This is a genomic window from Thalassomonas actiniarum (genome assembly GCF_000948975.2).
In the GTDB taxonomy this organism is placed as follows: domain Bacteria; phylum Pseudomonadota; class Gammaproteobacteria; order Enterobacterales; family Alteromonadaceae; genus Thalassomonas; species Thalassomonas actiniarum.
In genome coordinates, this window is record NZ_CP059735.1 from 13,254 (window position 1) to 35,876 (window position 22,623).

At 48.0% G+C, this 22,623-nt stretch carries 18 protein-coding genes and 3 rRNA genes; 15 read left to right on the top strand and 6 right to left on the bottom strand.

Annotated features, from left to right (window positions below; all coding sequences use genetic code 11):
- The first annotated feature begins 26 nt into the window (after positions 1 to 26).
- The gene (locus tag SG35_RS00050) at positions 27 to 644 is read left to right on the top strand and encodes a YigZ family protein (protein ID WP_044833148.1); all 618 of its coding nucleotides are present in this window, start codon (positions 27 to 29) and stop codon (positions 642 to 644) included.
- 35 nt (positions 645 to 679) lie between these two features.
- Positions 680 to 2,131, top strand: a complete 1,452-nt coding sequence (locus tag SG35_RS00055; protein WP_044833149.1) for a TrkH family potassium uptake protein — start codon at positions 680 to 682, stop codon at positions 2,129 to 2,131.
- An 88-nt stretch (positions 2,132 to 2,219) separates the two neighbouring features.
- On the opposite strand, the gene trkA is transcribed toward SG35_RS00055, so the two are convergent.
- The 4 genes from trkA to def are packed head-to-tail and all read right to left on the bottom strand — an operon-like array spanning position 2,220 to position 6,499.
- Complete coding sequence (trkA, locus tag SG35_RS00060; RefSeq protein WP_044833150.1) at positions 2,220 to 3,596, bottom strand: Trk system potassium transporter TrkA; 1,377 nt, start codon at positions 3,594 to 3,596, stop codon at positions 2,220 to 2,222.
- Positions 3,597 to 3,648: 52 nt separating this feature from the next.
- On the bottom strand, positions 3,649 to 4,953 hold the full coding sequence (gene rsmB / locus SG35_RS00065) for a 16S rRNA (cytosine(967)-C(5))-methyltransferase RsmB (RefSeq protein WP_044833151.1): 1,305 nt from the start codon (positions 4,951 to 4,953) through the stop codon (positions 3,649 to 3,651).
- A 7-nt stretch (positions 4,954 to 4,960) separates the two neighbouring features.
- Positions 4,961 to 5,950 (bottom strand): methionyl-tRNA formyltransferase, encoded by a 990-nt coding sequence (fmt, locus tag SG35_RS00070; protein WP_044833152.1) that lies wholly within the window; start codon positions 5,948 to 5,950, stop codon positions 4,961 to 4,963.
- A gap of 33 nt (positions 5,951 to 5,983) precedes the next feature.
- Entirely contained in the window at positions 5,984 to 6,499 is a 516-nt protein-coding gene (def, locus tag SG35_RS00075; protein ID WP_044833153.1) for a peptide deformylase, read from the bottom strand.
- A 139-nt stretch (positions 6,500 to 6,638) separates the two neighbouring features.
- On the opposite strand from def, the gene SG35_RS00080 reads away from it, so the two are divergent.
- From SG35_RS00080 to hemF, 7 genes are all read left to right on the top strand, one after another.
- Positions 6,639 to 7,706, top strand: coding sequence for a LysM peptidoglycan-binding domain-containing protein (locus SG35_RS00080; protein ID WP_236702600.1), 1,068 nt, complete (start codon positions 6,639 to 6,641; stop codon positions 7,704 to 7,706).
- A gap of 76 nt (positions 7,707 to 7,782) precedes the next feature.
- A complete protein-coding gene (dprA, locus tag SG35_RS00085; RefSeq protein WP_044833155.1) occupies positions 7,783 to 8,883 on the top strand; it encodes a DNA-processing protein DprA in 1,101 nt (366 codons plus the stop codon).
- Between the two features lie 2 nt (positions 8,884 to 8,885).
- On the top strand, positions 8,886 to 9,359 hold the full coding sequence (locus SG35_RS00090; RefSeq protein ID WP_044833156.1) for a DUF494 family protein: 474 nt from the start codon (positions 8,886 to 8,888) through the stop codon (positions 9,357 to 9,359).
- 152 nt (positions 9,360 to 9,511) lie between these two features.
- Positions 9,512 to 10,075: a DNA topoisomerase family protein gene (locus tag SG35_RS00095; protein ID WP_044833157.1), complete on the top strand. Its 564-nt coding sequence runs from the start codon at positions 9,512 to 9,514 to the stop codon at positions 10,073 to 10,075.
- Positions 10,076 to 10,117: 42 nt separating this feature from the next.
- Positions 10,118 to 10,621: a 5-(carboxyamino)imidazole ribonucleotide mutase gene (purE, locus tag SG35_RS00100; RefSeq protein ID WP_044833158.1), complete on the top strand. Its 504-nt coding sequence runs from the start codon at positions 10,118 to 10,120 to the stop codon at positions 10,619 to 10,621.
- A 5-nt stretch (positions 10,622 to 10,626) separates the two neighbouring features.
- The gene (gene tsaC, locus SG35_RS00105; RefSeq protein ID WP_044833159.1) at positions 10,627 to 11,178 is read left to right on the top strand and encodes an L-threonylcarbamoyladenylate synthase type 1 TsaC; all 552 of its coding nucleotides are present in this window, start codon (positions 10,627 to 10,629) and stop codon (positions 11,176 to 11,178) included.
- Positions 11,175 to 12,101, top strand: coding sequence for an oxygen-dependent coproporphyrinogen oxidase (gene hemF / locus SG35_RS00110; RefSeq protein ID WP_044833160.1), 927 nt, complete (start codon positions 11,175 to 11,177; stop codon positions 12,099 to 12,101). Before tsaC ends, hemF begins: the two co-directional genes overlap by 4 nt.
- A gap of 25 nt (positions 12,102 to 12,126) precedes the next feature.
- Here hemF and SG35_RS00115 read toward each other — a convergent pair whose 3' ends face one another.
- Entirely contained in the window at positions 12,127 to 13,980 is a 1,854-nt protein-coding gene (locus SG35_RS00115) for a DUF3413 domain-containing protein (RefSeq protein WP_053043066.1), read from the bottom strand.
- 268 nt (positions 13,981 to 14,248) lie between these two features.
- Here SG35_RS00115 and SG35_RS00120 point away from each other — a divergent pair, with 268 nt between their 5' ends.
- The 3 genes from SG35_RS00120 to SG35_RS00130 all read left to right on the top strand — a co-directional run bounded on the left by SG35_RS00120 (position 14,249) and on the right by SG35_RS00130 (position 16,157).
- On the top strand, positions 14,249 to 14,926 hold the full coding sequence (locus SG35_RS00120) for an OmpW/AlkL family protein (RefSeq protein ID WP_044833161.1): 678 nt from the start codon (positions 14,249 to 14,251) through the stop codon (positions 14,924 to 14,926).
- A gap of 133 nt (positions 14,927 to 15,059) precedes the next feature.
- A complete protein-coding gene (gene aroE / locus SG35_RS00125; protein ID WP_044833162.1) occupies positions 15,060 to 15,872 on the top strand; it encodes a shikimate dehydrogenase in 813 nt (270 codons plus the stop codon).
- 51 nt (positions 15,873 to 15,923) lie between these two features.
- Entirely contained in the window at positions 15,924 to 16,157 is a 234-nt protein-coding gene (locus SG35_RS00130; RefSeq protein ID WP_044833163.1) for a DUF1488 family protein, read from the top strand.
- Positions 16,158 to 16,195: 38 nt separating this feature from the next.
- Here SG35_RS00130 and SG35_RS00135 read toward each other — a convergent pair whose 3' ends face one another.
- On the bottom strand, positions 16,196 to 16,744 hold the full coding sequence (locus tag SG35_RS00135) for a gamma carbonic anhydrase family protein (protein ID WP_044833164.1): 549 nt from the start codon (positions 16,742 to 16,744) through the stop codon (positions 16,196 to 16,198).
- 654 nt (positions 16,745 to 17,398) lie between these two features.
- Here SG35_RS00135 and SG35_RS00140 point away from each other — a divergent pair.
- The 3 genes from SG35_RS00140 to rrf all read left to right on the top strand — a co-directional run bounded on the left by SG35_RS00140 (position 17,399) and on the right by rrf (position 22,391).
- Positions 17,399 to 18,938 (top strand): 16S ribosomal RNA (locus SG35_RS00140).
- Between the two features lie 337 nt (positions 18,939 to 19,275).
- Positions 19,276 to 22,163 (top strand): 23S ribosomal RNA (locus tag SG35_RS00145).
- A gap of 113 nt (positions 22,164 to 22,276) precedes the next feature.
- A 5S ribosomal RNA gene (rrf, locus tag SG35_RS00150) occupies positions 22,277 to 22,391 on the top strand.
- The 16S, 23S and 5S rRNA genes sit together here, the layout of an rRNA operon.
- Positions 22,392 to 22,623 lie beyond the last annotated feature (232 nt).

Sequence of the window (22,623 nt, forward strand, 5' to 3'; positions counted from 1 at the left end):
TTGTTAACGGCAGCGGTGAATAACTGATGGCCGGTACCTATAACATAGCGGCAAGCGAGGTCATAGATGAAACTATAGTGACCCGCAGCCGCTTTATCTGTTATCTCAGGCCTTGTACTTCACAGGAAGCCGCCAAGGCCTTTATCCGGGAATTACAGCAACTACATCCCCAGGCTAACCACCACTGTTACGCTTTTGTCTTCGGCGCTCCGGATGACAGCCAGAGCTACGGCTTCTCCGATGACGGCGAACCCACAGGCACCGCAGGTAAACCTATGCTGGCGGTATTGCAGGGGGGCGGCATCGGCCAGATTTGTGCCGTGGTGGTGCGCTATTTTGGCGGCACTAAACTCGGTACCGGCGGTTTGCAAAGGGCTTATGGCAACAGTGTCCGCCAGGCGCTGGCCTTGATGCAGACAGAAGTTAAGGTGCCGAAAGTGACCAAGGCACTGGCATGCCAGTATGGCCAGGTGGATGATATTCTGCATTTGCTGGCACAGGTGAAAGGGGAAGTTACTGGGCAGCAATACAGCGAGCAGGTAAATTTGACTTTGGCGATCCCCGAGGCTGAGCTGGCTTTATTTCAACAACATTTGTCCACGTTATCGTCGGGGCAGCTGACATTGATATCGGTAGACCACTAGCCTGGTTTTGGCTTTTACATTAGAAAAAGAAGAACGTGCAATATAAAAATATCATCCGCATTTTAGGTCTGTTGGTGACCTTACTCAGTGTTACTATGCTGCCGCCGGCGTTTGTGTCATTGATTTATCGCGATGGCGGCGGTGTCTCGTTTTTAATGGGCTTTATCCTGTGTCTGATCACAGGAATTTTATCCTGGTATCCCAACCGGGCAGAGAAAGGCGATCTTAGGGCAAGGGAAGGTTTCCTGATCGTGGTGCTGTTCTGGACGGTATTGGCCAGCTTCTCGGCGATCCCGCTATTGCTGCTTGAAGAGCCCAATTTATCGATGGCGGATGCTTTTTTCGAGTCCTTTTCCGGGTTAACGACCACCGGGGCTACTATCCTGACCCATATTGATGAGTTGCCCCATGCGGTGCTTTATTACCGCCAGCAGCTGCAATGGCTGGGGGGCATGGGGATCATCGTCCTGGCGGTGGCGGTATTGCCTATGTTAGGTATCGGGGGCATGCAGTTGTACCGGGCGGAAACCCCGGGACCGGTGAAAGACTCGAAAATGACCCCCAGGATAGCGGATACCGCCAAACATCTCTGGTATATCTATTTATCCCTGACTATCGCCTGTGCCTTGGCTTATTGGGTGGTGGGCATGTCGGTTTTTGATGCTATCTGCCATGCGTTTTCCACCATTGCCATCGGCGGTTTCTCTACCCATGATGCCAGTATGGGTTACTTTAACAGCCCGCAAATCAACCTGGTGTGTGTGTTCTTCCTGGTGATTGCCGGGATTAACTTTGCCCTGCATTATGCCGTGGTGCAGAGCCGGTCACTGAAGAATTATCTTTTCGATCCTGAGTTTAAAGTCTTTATCGCCATTCAGGTGATATTAACGGCGATTTGCTTTACGGTACTGATGATGTCGGGCACTTATATTGATGCCGATGTTGCCCTGGATCAGGCTTTATTCCAGTCGGTTTCCATCAGTACCACCGCAGGCTTTGCCACGACTTCCTTTGCCGACTGGCCAACCCTGTTGCCGTTATTGCTGATTTTTGCCAGTTTTATCGGTGGCTGTGCCGGCAGTACCGGCGGTGGTATGAAAGTGGTGCGGGTGCTGTTGTTATACCTGCAGGGCATACGTGAGCTTAATAAGCTAGTGCATCCGAAGGCGGTGTTTACCATTAAACTGGGTAAAAAGCCTTTGCCTGATCGGGTGGTGGAAGCCGTTTGGGGCTTCTTTTCCGCTTATGCCGCCGTTTTTGTCATTTGTATGTTGCTACTGCTGGCTGCCGGGGTCGATGACCTTACCGCTTTTACCGCGGTGGCTGCCTGCCTCAATAACCTGGGGCCGGGATTGGGGGAGGTGGCCTCTAACTTTGCCGGGCTTAATGATTTCAGTAAATGGGTCTTGATACTGGCGATGTTGTTTGGACGTCTGGAAATATTCACCCTGTTGGTACTTTTCACCCCGGCGTTCTGGCGCTCCTAACGGTAAAGAGTTCAGGTAAATAATAGATAAAAAAATGCAGGCTAAGCCTGCATTTTTTATGTTTGTTTTTAGGGAAGTAAATCGATAGTTAAAAGTATATCGCCCCGACCTGGAACAGCTTCTCAACATCGGAAATATAACGTTTGTTCACCAGGAACAGGATGACATGGTCTTCTTCCAATATCATGGTATTGGAGTGGGCAATTAATACCGTATCGCCACGTACTATTGCTCCGATCGTAGTGCCCGGCGGCAGCTTGATGCTTTTGATTTCACGGCCGACCACTTTAGAAGAATGCTCATCTCCTTTGGCGACGATTTCTATCGCTTCGGCGGCGCCGCCGCGCAGGCTGTAAACATTATTGATCGCCCCTTTACGGACATGGGTCAGCAAAGCGGAAATGGTAGCCTGTTGCGGGGAAATGGCAATATCTATGGTACTGCCGTGTACCAGTTCGACATAGGCATCCCGCTGGATCAGCACCATGGTTTTACGCACGCCGAGCTTTTTCGCCAGCAACGAAGACATGATATTGGCTTCGTCATCATTGGTGACGGCAATAAAGACATCGAACTGGTCGATATGCTCTTCGAGCAGTAATTCATGATCGGAAGAATCGCCGGTGAAAACCAGGGTCTCATTAAGATCCGAGGCCAGCTGGGCGGCCCGTTGCGGATTATGCTCGATTAATTTGACCTGGTGGTTGCTTTCCAAAATGCTGGCCAGACCGGCGCCGATATTACCGCCGCCGGCAATCATAATACGTTTATAGGCGGGTTCGAGCTTTTGCAGTTCATTCATTACCGCCCGGATATGTATGCTGGCGGCAATAAAGAATACTTCATCATCGGCTTCAATCACGGTAGTGCCCAGGGGACGGATAGGTTTGCCGTTACGGTAAATAGCCGCTACCCGGGTATCAATATTGGGGATATGCTCTTTCAGGGTAGATAAAGCATGGCCCACCAATAAACCGCCATAGTAGGCTTTTACCGCCACCAGGGAGACTTTACCGCTGGCAAATTCCAATACCTGCAACGCCCCCGGGTAATCGATCAGGTGGGCAATATCCCGGGTCACCAGCTGCTCAGGGGCGATAATATGATCTATCGGCACATCCTTGTTGTGAAACAGCTGCTCCCGGTACCTTAAGATCTGGTTCGAGCGGATACGGGCGATCTTGGTCGGGGTATTAAACAGCGAATAGGCGATCTGGCAAGTGATCATGTTGGTGGCGTCGTCATTGGTCACCGCGATGATCATATCGGCGTCTTCGGCGCCGGCTTTTTTCAGGACTTCCGGATAACAGCCCTGGCCGGGCACGACCTGCAGATCGAGTTTATCCTGCAGTTCGTGCAACTTTTCATGGTCGATATCTACCAGGGAGATTTCGTTACGCTCACCCACTAAGTTTTCGGCTAAGGTACCGCCAACCTGTCCCGCACCAATAATTATTATTTTCATATCGCCGTTAAGTCTTTGTTATTTGCTTAAATTATTTATTTAATTAATAGGTTTAAGCTTTCTTCATTAATTTTGCATAATAAAAGCCGTCCATGCCCGTGTCGCCGGGTAATATCTGCCAGCCGGGCTCTGCACTGTCGTTGCCTTCAGGCAGCGGGATTAATTCGGCATCGTTATTTTCTGCAAGAAACTGCTTTATCTGCTCGCAGTTTTCTTCGGGTAAGATACTGCAAGTGGCGTAAATCAAAGTACCACCGGGTTTAAGCAAAGACCATATGTTTTTTAATATTTGCTGCTGCAATACCGTCAGCGCCGGAATATCGCTGGCTTTTCTCAGCCACTTGATATCAGGATGACGGCGGATCACCCCGGTGCCGGAGCAGGGGGCGTCGAGCAGGATGCGATCAAATAATTGCTTGTCCCACCAGGCATCCGGAGCGGCGGCATCGGCGGCAATTACTTTGGCTTTTAGCTGTAAACGTTCCAGGTTTTCCCTGACCCGTACCAGGCGGCTTTCTTCGATATCGATAGCCGTTACTGCGCCCAGGTTGGGGGTATACTCCAGGATATGGCAGGTTTTACCGCCGGGAGCGGCACAGCAATCGAGGACATTATCCCCCGGCTGACAATCGAGCAGGCGCGCGGCTTGTTGGGCGGCACCGTCCTGAACGGAAACATCGCCATCGGCAAAGCCGGGCAGGCGGTTGACATCTACCGGTGAAGTTAAGGGAATGGCGCCCGAATGAACCTCGGGTTCGTTATGGCCTATTTCTGCTGCTTCAAGCTGCTGCCGGTATGCAGCGACCTCGTGGTGTTTTTTATTTACCCTGAGCCACATCGGCGGCTTTTGCTGGTTTTCCTGTAACACTGATTGCCATTTTTCAGGATAGGCAGCCTGTATCTTTTTCAGCAGCCAGCCGGGGTGGTTGTAACGCACGCTATCCGGTTTTTCCGCATCCTTATTATCATCGCCAGACTTTTCCTGCTGGCGCTGGTAATTGCGTAATACGCCGTTAATCAGTCCCTTTAAATGGCGGTTTTTTAACGGGCCGGTGGCGGCAACGGTTTCACTGACTGCAGCATGATCCGGAATACGGGTATATTTGATCTGGTAAATACCCACCAGGATCAGGAAATGGCAAACCCTTTGTTTGCCGGTCAGCGGTTTGGCCATCAACTGACGGACATCAAACTCCAGTTCCGGCAGGTAGCGCAAGACACCATAGGTGATTTCCTGCAGCAGGCCCTTGTCTTTGCCTTCTACCTTGGCTTGTAATTTAGGTAATTCATCCGCCAGGCTACGCCCCTGGTCGATAACCGCAAAGGTACATTTGGCGGCGAGTGCTCTGATATTCATCTCGGGGTTATCCGTTGCTTTGCCCGGTGATCTGATCACCCGTGATATTTTTCCCCGGGCTGAACCAGTCGCCGCGGCCATTTAAAATATCCTGTACCCCCAGGGCTTTTTTCCCCGGCAGCTGCAAACTTTCAAGGTTGAGTACGCCGTCGGCGGTGGCTACTTCAATACCGCTTTTGCCGGCGGCAAGGATAGTGCCCGGTGTTTTATCTGTGGTCTTCTCCAGCACACTTGCCTGCCAGATCCGGATTTTATGGGCCTTGTCATTTTCATGATATGTGAACTGGGCCACGGGCCAGGGAATATAGGCGCGTATTTTTCGGTGCAGTTCGGTCGCGCTCAGCTGCCAGTTAAGCTCGGCTTCGGTTTTATCGAGTTTGGCGGCATAAGTGGCCAGGTCATCATCCTGTTTTTCCCTGGGGTAGCTGTCGCCGGCCATCAGGGTCAGGGTATCCAATAAGGCTTTGGGACCAAGTTCGGCCAGTTTGTTATACAGGCTGGCGCTGGTGTCGGTATCTGTGATGGCACAGCTGGCCTTTAAGATCATATCGCCGGTATCCAGGCCCTTGTCCATTTGCATGATAGTTACCCCGGTTTCGGCATCACCGGCTTCCAGCGAGCGCTGGATCGGTGCGGCGCCACGCCACTGGGGCAGCAGCGAGCCGTGGACATTGATACAGCCCAGCCTTGGCGTTTCCAGGATCACGGTCGGCAGCAACAGTCCATAAGCCACTACTACCATTACATCGGCTTGATATTCGGACAGTTTTTGCTTATCTGCCACTTCTTTGAAATTAAGCGGCTGCTCTACCGGGATATTGTGTTCCATCGCCAGCACTTTGGTGGCACAGGCGGTTAACTTTTTTCCTCTGCCGGCAGGTCTGTCTACCGGGCAATAGACGGCGACAACGTTATGCTCGGAAGCGATCAGGGCTTTTAAGTGTTCGGCGGCAAAATCCGGCGTTCCGGCAAAGATAATATTTAATGCTTTGGACAAGGGTGTTTCCTAAATACTGTGTTGGCTGTTTGCTTAAGCGTGGGCTTTTTGCAATCTGGCTTCTTTTTCAAGCTTGGTTTTAATGCGCTGGCGCTTGAGGGGGGATAAATAATCCACAAACAGGATCCCGGCCAAATGGTCGAGTTCGTGCTGGATACAGATGCTGAGCAGCTCATCGCCGTCCAGGGTAAATTGCTCGCCGTTGCGGTCAAGTGCCTGCACCGTCACGGTTTCATGGCGGGTCACCTTGGCATAACAGCCGGGCACCGACAGGCAGCCTTCTTCATTGATAAAGGTTTTCTCGCTTTTGGCGATAATTTCAGGGTTGATCAAAACAATTGGATTGTCGCTTTTATCGGAGACATCGATCACTACGATACGCTGATGAATATTTACCTGGGTGGCGGCCAGGCCGACACCATTTTCCTGATACATGGTTTCGATCATGTTATCAACGATAGTTCTGATTTCATCATTTACTTCAACCACATCGGCGGCTTTGGTTCTTAATCTTTCATCGGGAAAGCGCAATACATTTAAAACGGTCATAATTTTTGTAAAAGAATTAGCGATAATTCATATAGAGTGTTATGTTTTAATTTTAGCCATTTAATTCAATTAATAATAGTGGTTTAGCGTAATTGCTATTAAAAATGGGCTCAGCAGCATGATAATAAAAAGACTCCTTTTGATAATATGCCTGTTTCTGCCGTTAGTGGTTAAGGCCGATGTCCTGCAAATAAAGCCGGATGCGCCAAAATCCTATCAAGTGAAAAAAGGCGATACCCTTTGGGACATTTCTGCTATTTTTCTCAACCAGCCCTGGTTATGGCCTAAGCTCTGGCGCTTGAACCCGCAAATCAAAAACCCCCACCTGATTTATCCCGGCGATAAATTACGTTTAGTATACGATGAACAGGGGCAGCCTATGCTGGTGAAGGGCAAACCAGAATTGAAGTGGTCTCCCAAGGTGCGTACTAAACTTAAAGACCAGAATGCCATCAGCACCATCTCCCTGGATGTCATTGCCCCCTATTTAAGATATGAAAGTTTTTTTACCGAGCAGGATTTGGCCTTGCTGCCTTATGTGCTCGGCAGCGATGAAGCTTATAAATCCAGCATCGACGGCTTTCGGGTTTATGTTAAAGGCGATATGGAAGTTGGCCGGGCTTATGCCATTTATCAAAAAGGCGAAGCCCTGCTTGATCCGCAAAGCGGAGAAATGCTGGGGTATCAGGTAGATCTGGTTGCTACCGCGCAGGCGTTAAGAGTAGGCAATATCAGCGAAAAAATCCCGTCGACGCTTTATGTCACCGACATTCAGCAAGAGATCCATGCCGGAGATTTTGTTGTGCCGGTCAATGAAGGGCAATTACTGCCTTCGTATTTTACCATGCAGGCGGTTGCCGGGGATGTTCGCGGCGCCATTATTCAATCTGCCAGCGGCGGTCGTGAGTTTGGCAAATCGGAAGTGGTGATGATCAACCGGGGTTCAGATAATAGTGTCCGCCCCGGCGATGTTATGACCATTAAAAGAACCAGTCCGAGCGTGGTGGAGTCGGAAACCGGCCCTGTTTATACCGAAGATGCCCCCAGGTGGAGCCGTATGGCCAATGCCGGCGAGTCGGATTACCAGATGCCGGAAGAAAGCTTAGGCCAGGCCATGGTCTTTAAGGTTTATGACAAAGTCAGCATGGCGCTGATTTTAAAATCCTCCAAAGCTATCAGGTTGCAGGATACGGTAACGGCTCCCTGATTCTTACGGGGAGAAAACCAGGGGAAGTTTCGGGAAGCTGTGCCTGAAAAGCAGAGCTTTCTTAAGGAGAAGCTTAGTGGTAAAAGAAGAGGTGCATTACTGGCTGGCGTTGAAATTAGTGCCCAGACTCGCCATCAGTAAAAAACTCGCGCTGGTGGACCGTTATGGTCTGCAGGAACTTTTTACCTCTTCATCCTGGCTTGCCGATGCCAATTTAACCGCAGCGCAAGTTAATGCGTTTCAACAGCCGGACTGGAGCAGGGTAGAGACAATTGTCGCCGCTTCCAGCCTGTGCCAAAGCCAAATTATTTTTTATAACAGCCAAGATTACCCCGAATTACTGATGCAGTTGCCGGATCCGCCGCTGGTGTTATTCATTCAGGGCAATGTCACATTATTACAGCAAAGTCAGCTGGCGATTGTCGGCAGCCGTTTTGCTACGGCCGCTGGCCGGGACGAGGCTACGGCGATGGCTAAAGCACTGGCACAACATGGCCTGGTGATCACCAGCGGTCTGGCCATCGGCATAGATGGCGCCGCACACAAGGGCGCCTTACTGGAAAGGTCGGGTACAGTTGCCGTGGTGGCGACCGGGCTGGACCAGGTATACCCGGCCAGGCATAAGCAACTGGCGCAAAATATCCTGGCGAGTCAGGGCTGTATTGTCAGCGAATTTGAACCCGGCACACCACCCAAAGCCGGGCATTTTCCCAGACGTAACCGGCTGATCAGCGGGTTAAGTCTAGGCGTACTGGTGGTAGAAGCCGCGATGAAAAGCGGTTCTTTGATCACCGCCCGTTGTGCCCTGGAACAAAACCGCGAGGTGTTTGCCATGCCGGGCACTATTCATAATCCCCAAAGCAAGGGGTGTCACTGGTTAATAAAACAAGGAGCTAAATTAGTTGAGGAATGTGCCGATATAATGGATGAGTTAGATTTGTCTGCTGTGTCGGGTCTGTCTAAAGAGAAAGCGGAAAAAAATGAAAAAACTGCTCAGCAGGACTTGTTTCTGGATCCATTGTTGGCTAGTGTGGACTTTGAAATCACCCCCGTAGATATGGTGGTTTCCCGGTGTAAGCTACCCACAGATGTAGTGTTGACCCGGTTAACAATGCTTGAGCTAAGAGGTCTGGTATCTGCGGTGCCAGGTGGCTATCTTAGACTAAATAGGGGCTAGTTATGTTTGATATCTTAATGTACCTTTTTGAAAACTATATTCATAGTGAAGCCGAGGTAATGGTTGATCATGACGTACTGACCGATGAGTTGACACGCGCGGGCTTTCATCAGGATGAAATTTACAAAGCACTCACCTGGTTAGAAAAACTAGCAGCATTGCAAGATAGTGAGTCTTATGCTTATGTGACCCGGGTGGCACGTCCGTCGGTACGTATTTATACCGCGGAAGAAATGCAATTGCTCGACACCGAATGCCGGGGATTTTTAACCTTCCTGGAACAGGTCAATGTGCTGGACTTCTCCACCCGGGAAATGGTGATCGACAGGGTAATGGAACTCGATACCCAATACTTTTCCATCGACGATTTAAAATGGGTAGTACTTATGGTGCTGTTTAACGTGCCCGGACAGGAAAGCGCCTACTCGCAAATGGAAGATTTAATTTTTGACGAACAGGAAGGCCCGTTACATTAACTTGGCCTTTACTTAAAAAAAGAGCTAAAGAAATAGCTAAGTAAGAAATAGCTAAGTAAAAGCTGAGCTTTAGCTAAGATTACTAACAAGAATAAAATATGACATAATACCGGCTGTGACCCTGTCAGCAACGAAAGGACCGGTTGGGTATTATGTCAAATTCAGATAAAAGTTTATTTACGCTACACGAACACGCCCTGGAAAAAGAGCATGAGCTGTGTCCCGAGTGTGGTGAAAAACTCTTGATCAAAAACAGCAAAAAAGGTCCTTTCCTTGGCTGTAGCGCTTACCCCGGCTGCCAATATACCCGTCCCGTGGTTGAACATGAACGCATTGAAGATAAAGTGCTCGCCGGCAGCAGCTGCCCGGAATGCGGTCATTTACTGGCGGTAAAGCAGGGACGTTACGGCATGTTTATCGGTTGTACCAACTTTCCCGAGTGCCAGCATATTGAAGAAACCCATCAGCAGGATGATGTCAATATTGCCTGTCCCAAATGCAGCAGTGGCGAGTTGATGGAAAAAACCAACCGTTACGGTAAAACCTTTTATTCCTGTGATCAATATCCCAAGTGTAAATACGTGCTTAATTATCCCCCGGTGGCGGAAACATGCCCTTTATGCCAGTGGCCTGTGCTGGTAAAAAGGAAGATGGCCAGCGGAGAAGTCATAATATGTCCAGAAAAGAAATGCACGTACAAGCGGAAGGCTTTATAATACCCCCTCATTCATTTTTTTAACTAAAGTAGAGAAAAAGTAATGTCCACAACCTTTGTCGCCATTTTAATGGGTTCTGATTCTGATTTACCGGTAATGCAAGCAACTATTGATATCCTTAAGAAGTTCGATATTTCCTATGAAGTAAAGGTACGTTCTGCCCACAGAACACCTGATGCGGCAAAGGCTTATGTGAAAGACGCTGAAGAGCGTGGCTGTAAGGTATTTATCTGTGCTGCCGGTTTGGCCGCTCACCTTGCCGGTGCTGTTGCCGGTATGACCACGCGTCCTGTGATCGGCGTACCTGTTGATAACGGTCCTCTGCAAGGCCACGATGCCTTATTGTCTACCGTGATGATGCCTGGCGGTATCCCTGTAGCGACTGTTGCTATCGGTAAAGCCGGTGCGAAAAATGCCGGTTACCTGGCAGCGCAAATTCTGGGTGTAGAAAACCAGGATATTGCTGATAAAGTGAAAGCCGAGCGTGCTGCCAATGCCGAAGCTTTATTGGCAAAAGACGAAGCTATGCAGAAAACCTTAGCTTAAGCCGAATGTCTTTTTCATCGGCTTTAACGGCTTACCGTCAGGGGGGCGTGATTGCCTACCCGACGGAAGCCGTCTTTGGACTAGGCTGCGATCCGGATAACGACGCAGCCATTCAAAAATTACTGGCCATCAAGCAAAGGCCAAAAGAGAAAGGTTTGATTTTACTGGCCGGCGATTACGCGCAGTTACAGCCTTATCTTGATGAATCGACCATTTCTGCACAGCAAAAGGCAGAAATCCTATCCCGCTGGCCGGGCGCCATTACTCAGATCATGCCGGCAAAAAGTACCGTTTCTTCCTGGGTAAAAGGCAGTTTTGACAGCATCGCGGTGCGGGTGACTGAGCATCCCGACGTGATTGATTTGTGCCGGCAAACCGGAAAACCTATCATTTCTACCAGCGCCAACCTTACCGGGCAACCTAGCCTTTGCGACTACCAGCAGGTGGTGGCGCAGTTTCAGGATAAAGTCGATTTTATTCTCGAAGGCAAAACCTTAGGTTTTTCCAACCCGTCCACCATTATCAATGCGCTCAGCGGAGAAATATTGCGACCATGACAACCAAGAATAATATCCCGGATATCAATCAGGTGATCCAATACCTGAAAAGTTTGCAGGACAGCATTTGTCAAAGTCTTGCCCAGGCCGACGGCAAAGCAAGTTTTATGGAAGACAGCTGGCAGCGTGAAGAAGGCGGTGGCGGTCGCAGCCGGGTATTAACCGACGGCGCAGTATTTGAACAGGCGGGCGTGAACTTTTCCCATGTATCCGGGGAAAGAATGCCGGCTTCGGCCACGGCACACCGTCCTGAATTACAGGGCCGGTCATTTCAGGCCTGTGGTGTTTCTTTGGTGATCCACCCGAAAAATCCTTATATCCCGACCACACATGCCAATGTCCGTTTCTTTATTGCGGAAAAAGAAGGCGCAGATCCGGTATGGTGGTTTGGTGGCGGTTTTGATCTAACCCCCTATTATCCGTTTAAAGAAGATGTTATTCACTGGCACCAGATGGCACAGCAGTTAAGCCAGCCTTACGGCGAAGACGTTTATGCTAAATATAAAGCCTGGTGCGATGAATATTTTTATTTAAAACACAGGGATGAAACCCGCGGTGTTGGCGGGCTCTTCTTTGATGACCTCAATGAATGGGGCTTTGACAAAAGTTTTGCCTATATGCAGGCGGTGGGAGATAACTTTATCCCGGCCTATGTACCTATCGTCGATAAACGTAAAGATACCCCTTACGGTGAACAAGAGCGGCAGTTTCAGCTGTATCGCCGTGGCCGTTATGTGGAATTCAACCTGGTTTATGATCGCGGTACCTTGTTTGGCCTGCAAACCGGTGGCCGTACCGAATCTATTTTGATGTCATTGCCGCCGCTTGTCCGTTGGCAATATAACTATCAGCCAGAAGAAGGCTCAGCCGAAGCCGAGCTTTATAATACTTATTTGAAGCCGCAAAACTGGCTTGGGCTCTAACAGCAAAAGCTCAAACAAGGCGCGGTTATTTTTGATAAAAGCGCCTTAACTCTTCCAGGGCCACCAGCGCCTGACTGATATTTAATTTCGCCTCCGGCAATTCCTGATATTGGTTGTTATAAATGGCAAAGTTGCCGAACCTGTCAATCTCATTAAGTTGCTCGCCGATTTTTATCGCATAATTGCCGTCTCTTCCGAAAATAATGTGGCTATGGCTGTTTTTATTGAACAGCGACTGGCCAATGGAATAATCCTCCGTGGCATTTTTACAACCCAGGGCTCCGGATAACAGGGTGGGAGCGATATCATAATGGCTGGTTTCTCCGTTGAAAAAATTATGCTTGTTGCCTGGCCAGTAAATCACCAGCGGCACCCGGGTTTGGTAGTCAGAATAGTTGCTGTTATGGCCCCAATAACCTTTACCGCTGTCATTAAATTCTTTGCCGTGATCTCCTGTGATAATAATAATGGTATTGGCTAAGTCATTTTCGATCAGCTTTAATACCTGCGCCACTAGCTGGTCCATATAGTAAATTGCATTTTTGTAGAGGTTAAACAAAGAGCGGGGATCATAACCCTCATCCAGCGCCATATAATTGGCATAATCCAGTGACGGTTGAAAAACCTTGGAGGCGCCCTTGGGAACCGAAAGGCCGTGGGGGGCATCATAAAACAAAAAGGCAAAATAAGGTTGCTCCTGGTTTTTATTTTGGTACCAGTTGCCAAAGTCCCGGGTGATATCCAAATCCCGCTCGGCAGGCGTTCTTCCTTCAGAGTGGCTGCGCAGCGGGTTGACGGCGCTAAAGATAGTTTGATCAAACTCCGGACTGGTTAATTTGGCGCTGCTGAAGACCCCTATCTGGTATGTCTGCTGCTGTAATATGTCTATCAGTACCGGGCTTCTTTGCTGGTTTAATACCGGCTGCCAGTAATGGCCTGGTAAGCCGTAAAACAGGCTGAACAAACCGTGGCGGGTATTATTACTGCCGCTGTAATGCTGGGTGAATATGCTGCCCTGTTTTGCCAGTTGCGTGATGGCTGGGGTGACCTCAGTGTTCATCATATCGCTGCGCCAGGAGTCGACAACCAATATAAGAATATTTTTCAGGGGATCTTTGTTGCTGCATGTCATGGCAGATAAGGGGTAGTGCAAACTTGAGCTGGTTTCCGTGGGCGCCAGTAATGCCTGTTGTTTATAGGCGGCCAGATCCAGCAAACCCAGCTTAGCGATTAGGGATTTTGCCGTCAGGGGATAGGATAAGGGCAGATAAAAGGCCTGGCGGGTAATATCTTTTCTGAAAGTGGCATCGGCCCAGATGTTGAGACCTTGCGCAAATAGCGAAAGTATACACCAGGTGAGCACTACGGCTTTTAGTCTGATGCGCATATGGGGAAACCTGCGCCATAAACATTCGCTTATTACTCCTTGTACCAGGAAAAAGGCAATGACCATCAAGGAGATTTGTAACCACAATTGCCAGGAAAAGCTTAGAATTTCATTTCCCCCCTCAAGTATCAGCTCCAGTATCATGGCATTCAAATGAAAGCGGTATTGCTGGTAAACAAAGGTGTCGGTGAGCAATAAAGCCAGGGACAAGCCAATTAAGGCGATGCTGAAAATTCTGATGATTGCTGCTCGCCGGATAAAGCTACTTATCAAGCGGATAACCGCTAAAAGCATTAAGGTGAGCAGGCCCAGGTGAGCGATAAAATAACAGCTTAAGAAAATGCCGGCGGCAAAATTGTCGGGTAAGGGCTGTGGTGCCAGGTATCTTAAGCTTATCAGTAAGGCAATAACAAAATTAACCAGGATAAATTGACTGTGCCAGTTAGCTAGTTGCTTATTCCGTCCTTGAACATATTCAGACTTTGTTCCCATAGCGCTTAGATCTCATGAAAAATCTGGCCGGATCACAAATGCTGTTCACTTAAATAACCATTACTGTTTTTCTCCACCTCTATTATAGGATTTTCTGCCACAGCCGGGAGAAATAAGGCGATTATCCTGAAAAACTTGTTTTAGATTATATTCCCCTAAACTTCCAAGGGTTTTATTGTCATTTCTTGCGGTAGGTCAAGTTTTGTTTGCAAAAGCGGGATTAGAATCGCCTCATTAAATATCCGCACTAAAAAAATGGAAATTAGTTATGAAAAAATCTCTCTTAGCGCTAACAGTACTTTCTGCCTTAACCGTTTCTTCATTTGCATCAGCAAATCAGGCTGGCGACATCCTGATCCGCGGTGGTGCGACTATGGTTAACCCGGATAGCGATAAAACCGGTATTGATTTAAACGGCGCAGATTCAGGCATGTCATTAAGTGTTGATGACAACACGCAACTGGGTCTTAACTTTGTTTATTTCTTTGACAGCAACTGGGCTGTTGAGTTACTTGCCGCCACGCCTTTTAAGCATGACATTACCGTACATGATCCAGATGCGGTTCTGGGTGTAGATGGTGTGCATTTAGCCGAAGTGACTCAGTTACCGCCAACGTTAAGCGCATTATACTATTTCGATACTTCTTCAAAATTAAAGCCTTATGTAGGTCTTGGTCTTAACTACACCATTTTCTTTGATGAAGGTTTTGAAGATGCACCGAAAAGCTTAGGGTTCAGTGATCTGGATCTGGATGCTTCTATCGGTTATTCGGTACAAATTGGTGCGGATTATCATATCAATGACAAATGGTCTATCAACGCATCTGCCCGTTATATTGATATCAATACCGATGCTAGCTTCAAATACAATGATACCGTTAAAGGTTCGGCGGATGTCGACGTAGATCCTATGGTTTACTCTCTGATGATAGGTTACAAATTCTAAATATTTATCTCTTCTGCACAAAGAGTAAATAAAGAAGTAGTTAAAAGCAGTAACATAAGTTGCTGCTTTTTTATTTTAAAAACTGAAGTCTTGGGGTAGGCTAGAAAAAAACTTTTATCATAAATAATCTCTCATGGACCAATATCGCGTATTCGGCAATCCCATTAAACATTCCCGCTCACCTTATATACATCAGGCTTTTGCCAAAGAAACGGCTCAGGAATTAACGTACCAGACTCAGCTGATTGAGTTAGACGCCTTTGAACAAGACATTAAAGCCTTTGCCCGGGCAGGCGGTAAAGGGGGCAATGTCACAGTACCTTTTAAAGAGCAGGCGCTTGCCTTATGTGATCAGGTTTCCAAGCGGGCCTCGTTGGCAGGAGCCGTTAATACCCTGAGTTTTCGTGACGGTCAAATCCTGGGAGATAATACCGATGGCATTGGCCTGGTAAAAGATTTACTCGCCAATAAAGTTCCCTTAAAAAATAGCCGTATCCTGTTAATAGGGGCAGGCGGAGCTGCCAAAGGAGTCGTGTTACCTTTATTGGAGCAACAACCGCAGCAATTGATGATTGCCAACAGAACCTTGAGCAAAGCCGAGCAGATCTGTCAGCTGGTATCGGATGGCAGGTTAACTTGTTGTACCTTTGAGCAAACCAATAATTATGATTTTGACGTTATTATCAATGCCACTTCTGCCAGCTTGGACGGTCATTTACCTGCTATCCCCGAAAAGGTGATTGCCGGCGCTGAGGTCTGTTACGACATGGTTTATGCGAAACAACTAACGCCTTTTTTGCTGTGGGCGAAAGAGGCGGGCGCAAATAAAGTGATAGACGGCTTAGGTATGCTGGTGGCGCAGGCGGCAGAAAGTTTCAATATCTGGCGTGGGGTGATGCCGTCAACAGATGAGGTATTACAGCAGTTAAGAGCAGATTTAACTTAACCTTTATTTCATTATTTACATACAACTAATGTACAGCAGCGGGAACGACACTTGAACCAAGCAATTTTATTTAATGATGATATCCATTTTAATGAGGCGCACAATGCCTGGAGCTTCACCGGGTTAATGGCCGGACAAAAGGTTACTGTCTTTATTAAACAAAGCTATCCGGATAAAAACCTGGTGATTACGGACTGTGTCAGGTTTGACTGGGAAGAGGCGGTAGAGATCTGGCTGGAACAACATGAGCCAGATCTCAATAATGAAATCCACTTAAAACTTTAATTTAAGGGGTTTCTCAGACTTTTGTTAAGGAGAGGGCATTAGTCTGCCATATCCGCAAGATAATCATCTTTTAATTGCAGGTAATTAGTGGCAGATTGCTTTAAAAAGCTGACTTCATTGTCACTAAGCGGTCTGCTCTTTTTCATCGGGTTCCCGACATAAAGGTAACCACTCTCTAATACCTTATTGGGCGGCACCAAAGTACCGGCACCGATAAAAACGTCATCCTGGACTACCGCGCCGTCCATAATGATCGCCCCCATACCTACCAGAATACGATTACCTAAGGTACAGCCGTGCAACATACATTTATGCCCTATAGTCACATCCTCACCAATAGCCAAAGGAAAACCGTCAGGGTTACGTTCACTTTTCCGGGTAACATGTAATACGGTACCATCCTGGACATTGGTACGGGCACCCAGGGTTATCTTATTAACATCACCCCTTGCCGCAACTAAAGGCCAGATGCTCACTTCATCACCTATCGTAATATCACCGACCAGTACCGCCGACTGATCTATATATACCTTTTCGCCAACTTTTGGGCTGATCCCCTGGTAAGAACGTAATTTATATTGAGTCATAATCGTCTATTGCCATGAATTTTTCTTAACTTTAGCAAATTAAAGCATGCTTAACTGACATTATTAAGTGAAATGTTTCATGTGAAACGTTATTAAATGAATAAAATAGCAATGCTCCACAGAAATAAAAAATAGTATTCTGGCCGGTATTCGCTGGTTTAATCACCAATAAGGTCGAGGCTTGTACAAAAATCAAAGAATATGAAATTAATTTCAAAAAGGTGTTGACCTCTTCAAGAAAATGTCTAAAATGCGCATCCACTTCCACGGGGCAGCCCAACGAAGTGTTTTGATAAGTTTAAGTGATGCAAACATGACTTAAACAGCCAACAAAACTTTGAAAAAAGAGGTTGACATCAAAACTGAGAAGCGTATCATGCGCATCTCGCTTGAGACAAGGTCTTAAGCAACTCAAGGTGTAAACGAATGCGATTTATATCTCACTCTTTTAAAGAGTGGTTCTTTAAAAATTAGTTATCATGCAATTTGTGTGGGCACTCACGTTAATGTTGATTTTACATAGTTCTTCGCTTTTCGAAGCAAGAGCAAAAATAAACTTAATGATGAATGACACACAAGTACGACTTACTTTTTAGTAAGTAATATTTATTTGACAGAATTCATTGAGTCGGTCTTCGGACCACAAACGATTTTTAATTGAAGAGTTTGATCATGGCTCAGATTGAACGCTGGCGGCAGGCTTAACACATGCAAGTCGAGCGGAAACGAGGAGTACTTGTACTTCGGCGTCGAGCGGCGGACGGGTGAGTAATGCTTGGGAATATGCCTTATGGTGGGGGACAACAGTTGGAAACGACTGCTAATACCGCATAATGTCTACGGACCAAAGCGGGGGACCTTCGGGCCTCGTGCCATTTGATTAGCCCAAGTGAGATTAGCTAGTTGGTAAGGTAATGGCTTACCAAGGCGACGATCTCTAGCTGGTTTGAGAGGATGATCAGCCACACTGGGACTGAGACACGGCCCAGACTCCTACGGGAGGCAGCAGTGGGGAATATTGCACAATGGGCGAAAGCCTGATGCAGCCATGCCGCGTGTGTGAAGAAGGCCTTCGGGTTGTAAAGCACTTTCAGTTGTGAGGAAAGGGATGTAGTTAATAACTGCATCCTGTGACGTTAGCAACAGAAGAAGCACCGGCTAACTCCGTGCCAGCAGCCGCGGTAATACGGAGGGTGCGAGCGTTAATCGGAATTACTGGGCGTAAAGCGTGCGTAGGCGGTTTGTTAAGCAAGATGTGAAAGCCCCGGGCTCAACCTGGGAACTGCATTTTGAACTGGCAGGCTAGAGTTTTGTAGAGGGTGGTGGAATTTCCAGTGTAGCGGTGAAATGCGTAGAGATTGGAAGGAACATCAGTGGCGAAGGCGGCCACCTGGACAAAAACTGACGCTGAGGCACGAAAGCGTGGGGAGCAAACAGGATTAGATACCCTGGTAGTCCACGCCGTAAACGATGTCAACTAGCCGTCTGTATCCTTGAGATGTGGGTGGCGCAGCTAACGCGATAAGTTGACCGCCTGGGGAGTACGGCCGCAAGGTTAAAACTCAAATGAATTGACGGGGGCCCGCACAAGCGGTGGAGCATGTGGTTTAATTCGATGCAACGCGAAGAACCTTACCATCCCTTGACATCCAGAGAATTTACCAGAGATGGTTTAGTGCCTTCGGGAACTCTGTGACAGGTGCTGCATGGCTGTCGTCAGCTCGTGTTGTGAAATGTTGGGTTAAGTCCCGCAACGAGCGCAACCCCTATCCTTATTTGCCAGTGCTTCGGGCGGGAACTTTAAGGAGACTGCCGGTGATAAACCGGAGGAAGGTGGGGACGACGTCAAGTCATCATGGCCCTTACGGGATGGGCTACACACGTGCTACAATGGCAAGTACAGAGGGCAGCAATACCGCGAGGTGGAGCGAATCCCACAAAGCTTGTCGTAGTCCGGATTGGAGTCTGCAACTCGACTCCATGAAGTCGGAATCGCTAGTAATCGTGGATCAGAATGCCACGGTGAATACGTTCCCGGGCCTTGTACACACCGCCCGTCACACCATGGGAGTAGGTTGCAAAAGAAGTGGCTAGTTTAACCTTCGGGAGGACGGTCACCACTTTGTGATTTATGACTGGGGTGAAGTCGTAACAAGGTAACCCTAGGGGAACCTGGGGTTGGATCACCTCCTTATCTTGAAGTAAAACAACTTCTCGTTGAGTGTTCACACAAATGGTATGATAACCAACTTCTAGTCGAATGAGATTAGATGTGTTCTTTAACAATCTGGAAAGCTGATATATATACCCGGTATTTATGAGTGGAAAGCGTGTCGCGCGCCGTACACAAATATCGTAAATATCGAACCTGATACATGATCTTCCTTATCATGTATCACGATACGACTCTTTATTAGAGAAGTATCAACTCTTATTCAAGACACTCTATGAGTGCGTGAAAATGTCAGACTTTACAACTTAGTTCGGTTTAGTCACCGAACAATCAAATAGGAAACTACTTGGGGTTGTATGGTTAAGTGACTAAGCGTATGTGGTGGATGCCTTGGCAGTTAGAGGCGATGAAGGACGTGTTAATCTGCGAAAAGCGAAGGTAAGGTGATAAAAACCGTTACAGCCTTCGATGTCCGAATGGGGAAACCCACCCGTCATCAGGCGGGTATCCTAAAGTGAATTCATAGCTTTAGGAGGCGAACCGGGAGAACTGAAACATCTAAGTACCCCGAGGAAAAGAAATCAACCGAGATTTCCTTAGTAGCGGCGAGCGAACGGGAATTAGCCCTTAAGTGATTTGTACATTAGTGGAACAAGCTGGAAAGCTTGGCGATACAGGGTGATAGCCCCGTACACGAAAATAAACTTATCATGAAATCGAGTAGGTCGGCACACGTGAAATGTTGACTGAATATGGGGGGACCATCCTCCAAGGCTAAATACTCCTAACTGACCGATAGTGAACCAGTACCGTGAGGGAAAGGCGAAAAGAACCCCTGTGAGGGGAGTGAAATAGAACCTGAAACCGCATACGTACAAGCAGTGGAAGCCGGATTTAGTCCGGTGCCTGCGTACCTTTTGTATAATGGGTCAGCGACTTATATTCTGTAGCAAGGTTAACCGATTAGGGGAGCCGTAGCGAAAGCGAGTGTTAACTGCGCGTTCAGTTGCAGGGTATAGACCCGAAACCCGGCGATCTACCCATGGGCAGGTTGAAGGTTGAGTAACATCAACTGGAGGACCGAACACACGTATGTTGAAAAATGCGGTGATGACTTGTGGGTCGGAGTGAAAGGCTAATCAAGCCGGGAGATAGCTGGTTCTCCCCGAAATCTATTTAGGTAGAGCCTCGGACGAATACCACTGGGGGTAGAGCACTGTTAAGGCTAGGGGGTCATCCCGACTTACCAACCCTTTGCAAACTCCGAATACCAGTGAGTACTATCCGGGAGACACACTATGGGTGCTAACGTCCGTTGTGGAGAGGGAAACAACCCAGACCGCCAGCTAAGGTCCCAAAGTACTAGTTAAGTGGGAAACGATGTGGAAAGGCATAGACAGCTAGGAGGTTGGCTTAGAAGCAGCCATCCTTTAAAGAAAGCGTAATAGCTCACTAGTCGAGTCGGTCTGCGCGGAAGATGTAACGGGGCTAAACTAGTCACCGAAGCTGCGGATTCAAACTTTGTTTGAGTGGTAGGGGAGCGTTCTGTAAGCCGTTGAAGGTGTGTTGTAAGGCATGCTGGAGGTATCAGAAGTGCGAATGCTGACATGAGTAACGATAATGGGGGTGAAAAACCCCCACGCCGAAAGACCAAGGTTTCCTGTCCCATGTTAATCAGGGCAGGGTAAGTCGGCCCCTAAGGCGAGGCGGAAACGCGTAGTCGATGGGAAACAGATTAATATTTCTGTACTTCTTATAATTGCGAAGGAGGGACGGAGCAGGCTAGGTGAGCATGGCGTTGGTTGTCCATGTGAAAGTATGTAGGTTGGAATCTTAGGCAAATCCGGGATTCTAAGACTGAGATACGAGACGAGGCTCTACGGAGCTGAAGTCATTGATGCCATACTTCCAGGAAAAGCTTCTAAGCATCAGATTATAAGGAACCGTACCCCAAACCGACACAGGTGGTTAGGTAGAGAATACTAAGGCGCTTGAGAGAACTCGGGTGAAGGAACTAGGCAAAATAGTACCGTAACTTCGGGAGAAGGTACGCCGACTATGGTGATGGGACTTGCTCCCTAAGCTGAAGTCGGTCGAAGTAACCAGGTGGCTGGAACTGTTTATTAAAAACACAGCACTGTGCAAAATCGAAAGATGACGTATACGGTGTGACGCCTGCCCGGTGCCGGAAGGTTAATTGATTGGGTTAGCTCTGCGAAGCTCATGATCGAAGCCCCGGTAAACGGCGGCCGTAACTATAACGGTCCTAAGGTAGCGAAATTCCTTGTCGGGTAAGTTCCGACCTGCACGAATGGCGTAATCATGGCCACACTGTCTCCACCCGAGACTCAGTGAAATTGAAATTGCGGTTAAGATGCCGTATACCCGCGGCTAGACGGAAAGACCCCGTGAACCTTTACTATAGCTTGACAGTGAACATTGCTCCTACATGTGTAGGATAGGTGGGAGGCTTTGAACCCAGCACGCCAGTGTTGGTGGAGCCAACCTTGAAATACCACCCTTGTATGCGTGATGTTCTAACCTGGGGCCCTAATCGGGCTTGGGGACACTGTCTGGTGGGTAGTTTGACTGGGGCGGTCTCCTCCCAAAGAGTAACGGAGGAGCACGAAGGTTGGCTAAGTATGGTCGGACATCATACGGTTAGTGCAATGGCATAAGCCAGCTTAACTGCGAGACAGACACGTCGAGCAGGTACGAAAGTAGGTCATAGTGATCCGGTGGTTCTGTATGGAAGGGCCATCGCTCAACGGATAAAAGGTACTCCGGGGATAACAGGCTGATACCGCCCAAGAGTTCATATCGACGGCGGTGTTTGGCACCTCGATGTCGGCTCATCACATCCTGGGGCTGAAGTCGGTCCCAAGGGTATGGCTGTTCGCCATTTAAAGTGGTACGCGAGCTGGGTTTAGAACGTCGTGAGACAGTTCGGTCCCTATCTGCCGTGGGCGTTTGAGAATTGAAGAGGGCTGCTCCTAGTACGAGAGGACCGGAGTGGACGAACCTCTGGTGTTCGGGTTGTCATGCCAATGGCATTGCCCGGTAGCTACGTTCGGAACTGATAACCGCTGAAAGCATCTAAGCGGGAAGCAGGCTTTAAGATGAGTTCTCACTGGGACTTTAAGTCCCCTGAAGGGCCGTTGGAGACTACAACGTTGATAGGCAAGGTGTGGAAGTGCTGCGAGGCATTGAGCTAACTTGTACTAATGACCCGTGAGGCTTAACCATACAACACCCAAGTGGTTTTAAGATTGTATGAAGACTGACATTAAAAACAAAAGTCACGTACACATAGATTGAATAAGTAGATATATATCGTTTTCCAAGATTGACTGTTTTTGTCTAGCGACAATAGCACTGTGGTACCACCTGATCCCATGCCGAACTCAGAAGTGAAACGCAGTAGCGCCGATGGTAGTGTGGGAGTTCCCATGTGAGAGTAGGACATTGCTAGACTTCTATTTAGAGAAACCCGCAGCTGACGCTGCGGGTTTTTTGCTTTTCTATTGCTTAAAAATTCATAAGAAAATATTTGTTTTCCATGAACATAGCAAACCCTTAAATTTTTTGTACAGTAACCCGTACAGTAGCGTATAAATAATCATAAGATTAAATATAATCCCGGCCTGATTTATTCAGTGAATTAGTCTTTGCTTAATAGTGCTATCCAATTCAAAAAGGAGAGTGC